This is a genomic window from Schlesneria sp. (genome assembly GCF_036405755.1).
GTDB lineage: Bacteria > Planctomycetota > Planctomycetia > Planctomycetales > Planctomycetaceae > Schlesneria > Schlesneria sphaerica.
Map to the genome: position 1 here is coordinate 1 of NZ_DASWWZ010000136.1, position 4,721 is coordinate 4,721.

Consider the following 4,721-nt stretch of genomic DNA (forward strand, 5'->3'; position numbering starts at 1 on the left):
ATTCTTCAAATCCGCGCCGCCGGACTCTCCGAAGATGAACGACTCGCTCGACACCTTGATACGCGACCCGGATCGCCGTTCACCAGGCCGCCTAAAACTCCGAGAGTCGCAGACAAAAAAATCAAAAGCTGACATGCACCCAGTCACTGATATCCAGATCGTCAGTGAGAGACTCCTCGACCGGGGTTCGTGGAGGAGGCACGTTGTCGAGGGGCTCTTCCGCAGAGGCCAGCGTAAACGACTCGTTTTTGCAAGAGGGGTCTAACGGATTTCCGCTGAGCAGCAGTTCGACGCGAGGTCGGCTACTTGACCGTCTGCTCGAAAGACTCATACGATTCATGCTGACGGATATGGTGCCGTCGTTGAATTCGGATAGGCAGGAAAAACTCCGCAGGGGAGGTGGTTCTGATGAGATCGACCAATTTAAGATGGGGCGTCGCCCTGTTGTCACTGGCCTTCGTGGCCACGTCGGAAATGAAACTGGAAGCAGCCGGTCCGGCAACGGCCCAGCAAGCCATGATGCAGACTCAGTCGGCATTAAACGATGCGTCACTCGGCTGGCATCGGGGCTGGGGTTGGGGCGGCGGCTGGGGCTGGGGTGGTCCTCGATTTGGTGGCTGGGGATATCGCGGCTGGGGCGGTTGGGGTGGCTGGGGATACGGTGGCTTTCGCAGCTACGGGTATGGCTATCCCGGCTGGGGCTACGGTGGATTTACCTATGTTCGCCCCGTGATTTACACGTACCCCGCGTACTCCTATCCGGTCTACTACACGAGTCCCTCGTACTGCTGTAATTACAGCTACGTCTCTCCTTACCAGTCGTCTTACTACTGCGCATCCAACTCTTCACTTCCTGTGAGTTACAGCGTGGCAAGTTATGACAATCCTTCGCAGCCGGTGCCCTACACCTCGACGCTGGCAAGCACCCGGACTTACAGTTCCCCACGTGCTTCGTCCGGTGCTTATGTGGCGAAGACCTTCAACGGAAACTCTGACGGTGTCGTCGTGAGCAGCCGACCTGCCAACAGCCCCAGCTACTACGCGCAGGTGAAGCAGTCCCAGGCAAAGGGTTCTAACCTGAGCATGGAACGAGTCGCCGCGAAGACCAGTCGTCAGGCTCCGCTGCCGCCGCTGCCGAATCCACCTGTCTCGTATGCGCAGGCAATCAAGAAATCAGAACCGGTCCCATCCCGCGTCGTCGCCGCCAAGCCATCTGCTCTTCATCAAGAGTATCTGGCTGCCTCGGCGAACGTCAGCGCCCGAAAGCGAATGGCGAACGAACCCCTGATTGGTTCCACCGACACCCGCAACGGATACTCATCGGCTGCCAGACTGGCTTCGGGTAGCCTCGACTGACATCTCAATCGCTTCACGATTCAGAGAACCGAGCCCTCGGCAAGCAGATTTGTTTTGCCGGGGGCTTGTTCTCTTTCCAGGGGGACTGCTCGATTTGGCTCGAACCCGTCAAGACAGGGATCGAATCGATGGCATGTAAGACTACGTTCAGCGGGCTTCGGGCGTCTCACGGGTTGAATGCTCCTCTGGGGTACCAGGCTACCGGTGTGCGATCCGCAAGAGGCTTCCAGCGGCGCAGATTCATGATGACGAATCCAGCGTTGACACCGCCAAAAACGAAGCAGGGCTCACAATTACCGAGTTCAGATATCGGAGGCCCGGTATCCCCTCCGTTCCGGGAATATCTTGATGATTCCGCCGCGGGCGCCATTGTGACCCGCCACGGCTCTGATAGCGGATCTCTTCTCAGAGTGTCCGATCGTCCCGTTGGCGCGGGAATGGTGCTTCGTGTGTAACGTAGCGGCACGGAGATACTGTGACTGCTCATCGGATTTACAACAATGAATAAGGCCCGGCTCGATTGTTCGAGCCGGGCCTGTTTGTTGGATCTGAGTTCGCTGGACACCGCAAAATCAGTCTCGTTCGAGCTGACTTCGACGGTCTCGCCACTCACTGGGGTGCTCTTTCACATACTTGGTCAGGAACTCGAAGATGTGCTTGCGGAGGTTGGCATTTCTTGTAACGAGATCCATTCCGCTGAAATTTGCTTCGTATTTCCACAGATACGGTGGATCGTTCTGGTCGCCTTCCTTCTCTTTGTCTTTCTTGACGACAAGCAGGTCAAAAATTTTGTTAGCGGCCGAGACATCACCTGCATTTTTTTCAGAAACGGCGATCACGACCGGTCGTTTCAGAGCCCGAATGACGGGCATCGATTTGGTCACTGTCAGGCCGGGGACGGTTGCATCGGGCGAGATCAAAGCGAGTGCCTGGACATCCTGCCCCTTGGGCGTTCGCCCCTCCAGAGTGGGACTGTCGTCGAAAGGGATTTTGCCCCAGTCGAGTTCCGTGTAGAGCACGGCGACTGCGGCGCCGAAATCGGAACCGACGATGCCCAATTTGTTCATGTTCAGGTTCTTCTTCTGGTGTTCTTCCATGATGAAGTCTTTGACGGCTTCCATATCGAAAGCCACCATCGCCTGATAGTCGTTCTTGCTCAGTCCTCCCTTTTTCGGAAAGGGGCTCTCACCATGTCCGCGAAGATCGACGGCGATGACAGCGAAGTCACCTTTCTGCTGCAGATCGGTCGCGAGTGTTTTCCACTGCTGGCGGGTCCCCCGCTTGCCATGCAGCAGGACGATGACCGGCGCATCCTGCCCACCGAGAGACTTGTAGTAAGTCACCTTGATCTTGAAATTGTCAGCCGTGACCAGGTCACGGTCTTCGATGGTGTGCTTTTTGGCTCCCTGAGCGAACAGCGCCGGTGACGTTGATGCCAGAAGGATTCCCAGAATCACTCCAGCCCACACTCTGGCCACTCCACGCGATCCCTGGGATCGGAGCGAGCAAAAAGCGGATAAATGCGACGGGGCATTCCACATATGAATCTCCACGATCAAGCGAGGCAGCATCTTCAAAAACAGAATGACACATCAGAAGCCCAAAGCAACTCGTAGTGTGAGTACTTAAGCTGCTCCAAGACGGGTTTCACTGTCATCAACTGACGGTTTCACAGAACATCAAATGCCATTTGAAGTTCCGTGGCAAGTCAATTGACGGTGATCGCTTCATATGTCAGTGTAGAATTGTCGAAAAACGGGGTCAATCCGCGCTTACGGCGCGATTGCACAACTCGACCAGAATTCTTTTCAAATAGACGGTTTAAATGGCTTCCAGCCTCGGATCTGCGTGTCGCTGTATCACATTTCTCTCGGACTTCGGCATGCGAGACACTTATGTCGCGCAAATGAAGGGTGTCGCTCTCGGGATCAATCCCGACGTCCACCTGGTCGACCTCACGCACGAGATCCCCCCGCAGGACGTCTTGCTCGCGACATTCCTGTGGAGTGATGCTCTCGACGCATTTCCGGAAAATACAATCCACGTGGGCATTGTGGATCCCGGAGTGGGGAGCGATCGGAATCTGATTGCTGCGGAAATTGGTCCGTTCAGAGTGGTTTGCCCCGACAACGGACTGATCTCGGTGTTGCTGCAGCGCGAATCCGTTCGACGAGTCGTCAAGCTCGATCACCAGAGCCTGTGGCGGCGGACGGTTTCCAGCACATTTCACGGTCGCGATATTCTGACTCCCGTCGCCGCAGCCTGGAGTCGTGGTGTTGATCTCTCTGAGTTGGGAACCGTTTACTCCGAACCTTTGGTCACACTGCCGCTCGCCACCCCCACGTTCAGTCAGTCTTCGATTACCGGACGCATCATTGATGTCGACCGTTTTGGAAACCTGATTACGAACATCGCCGCGTCCCTGCTACCTGAAGACCGGAACTCCCTGCGGTTTGAAGCAGGGCCCTGCCAGGTCCATGAACTCTCCCGCTGTTATGCCGATGCGCCTGTCGGAGAACCACTGGCATTGATTGGGAGTTGTGGTCGATTGGAATTTGCGATTCGGGATGGGAATGCGGCAGAAGAATTCCAATTGAGTCGGGGTCGTCGCGTTGTGGTGCGGTGGTAAGTGCCAGTGGCGACCCGACGATGCGGGATCGCTGGTAACTCTTGGACGCTGTGAGTGTTCCGAATTCGATTGGTGATCGGTTATGATGCGGGCCGAAGCACAGGACAACTCACGGACATCAGTCGCAAGCCACTGATGAGAAAGGAAATGGAATACGATGGATCGCTCAGGGACGCGGTGGCTGGCGGTGATGCTCATTGGCGTTGTGGGCTGTGGTCAGTCCCGACAGGACGTGGCGGAACCTTCACCCGCGAATGTCACCGAATCCACCGACAAATCGCCCCCGGCAACTCGTAACGACAGGGGTGAAACGGCTTCTACTTCGGCAAGTCCGAAGGTCGGTCTGGTTGCGACAGCACAGGATGGGTCTGCGGAAGCGACGTTCCAGCGAACGCTGCAGTCATTCCAGGATGGGCGGTTTGATGATGCGTTCGAGTTCTTGCCCCCCTCTTACCAGGCAGACGTCGACCAGTTGCTTCAGGTGTTCGCTGAGAAGATGGATCCCCAGGTCTGGACGAACTCGTTTGAACTGCTCGGCAAGATTGGTCGAGTTCTGAAGAGTAAAAAGAATCTCATTCTCGACATGGACGGAGTGAAGCGACTCCCTCAAGTTGAGTTAATCAAGCCGCACTGGGATGCGATTGCGGGCGGGATGAGTGATCTTCCCTTGAGCGACTTCGCCGATCTGCAACGGCTGAAGCAGACGAAGGTTCGACAACTGCTCGGTTCGGCCGGG

General features: G+C 56.1%; 5 protein-coding genes. 4 read left to right on the forward strand and 1 reads right to left on the reverse strand.

Annotated features, from left to right (window positions below; translation table 11 throughout):
- Together VGE80_RS04680 and VGE80_RS04685 are read left to right on the forward strand one after the other, a co-directional pair.
- On the forward strand, positions 1–265 hold a 265-nt coding region (locus VGE80_RS04680; protein WP_440591844.1), incomplete at its 5' end, for a hypothetical protein.
- Positions 266–408: 143 nt separating this feature from the next.
- Positions 409–1,356 carry a hypothetical protein gene (locus tag VGE80_RS04685; RefSeq protein WP_440591845.1) on the forward strand — a complete coding sequence of 316 codons (948 nt, stop codon included), beginning with the start codon at positions 409–411 and terminating at the stop codon, positions 1,354–1,356.
- Between the two features lie 572 nt (positions 1,357–1,928).
- Here the strand turns inward: VGE80_RS04685 and VGE80_RS04690 are convergent.
- A complete protein-coding gene (locus VGE80_RS04690; RefSeq protein ID WP_440591846.1) occupies positions 1,929–2,834 on the reverse strand; it encodes an alpha/beta fold hydrolase in 906 nt (301 codons plus the stop codon).
- Between the two features lie 347 nt (positions 2,835–3,181).
- On the opposite strand from VGE80_RS04690, the gene VGE80_RS04695 reads away from it, so the two are divergent.
- Positions 3,182–3,985 carry an SAM hydrolase/SAM-dependent halogenase family protein gene (locus VGE80_RS04695; protein WP_440591847.1) on the forward strand — a complete coding sequence of 268 codons (804 nt, stop codon included), beginning with the start codon at positions 3,182–3,184 and terminating at the stop codon, positions 3,983–3,985.
- 157 nt (positions 3,986–4,142) lie between these two features.
- Positions 4,143–4,721: hypothetical protein (locus VGE80_RS04700; protein ID WP_440591848.1), on the forward strand; the 579-nt coding region annotated here is incomplete at its 3' end.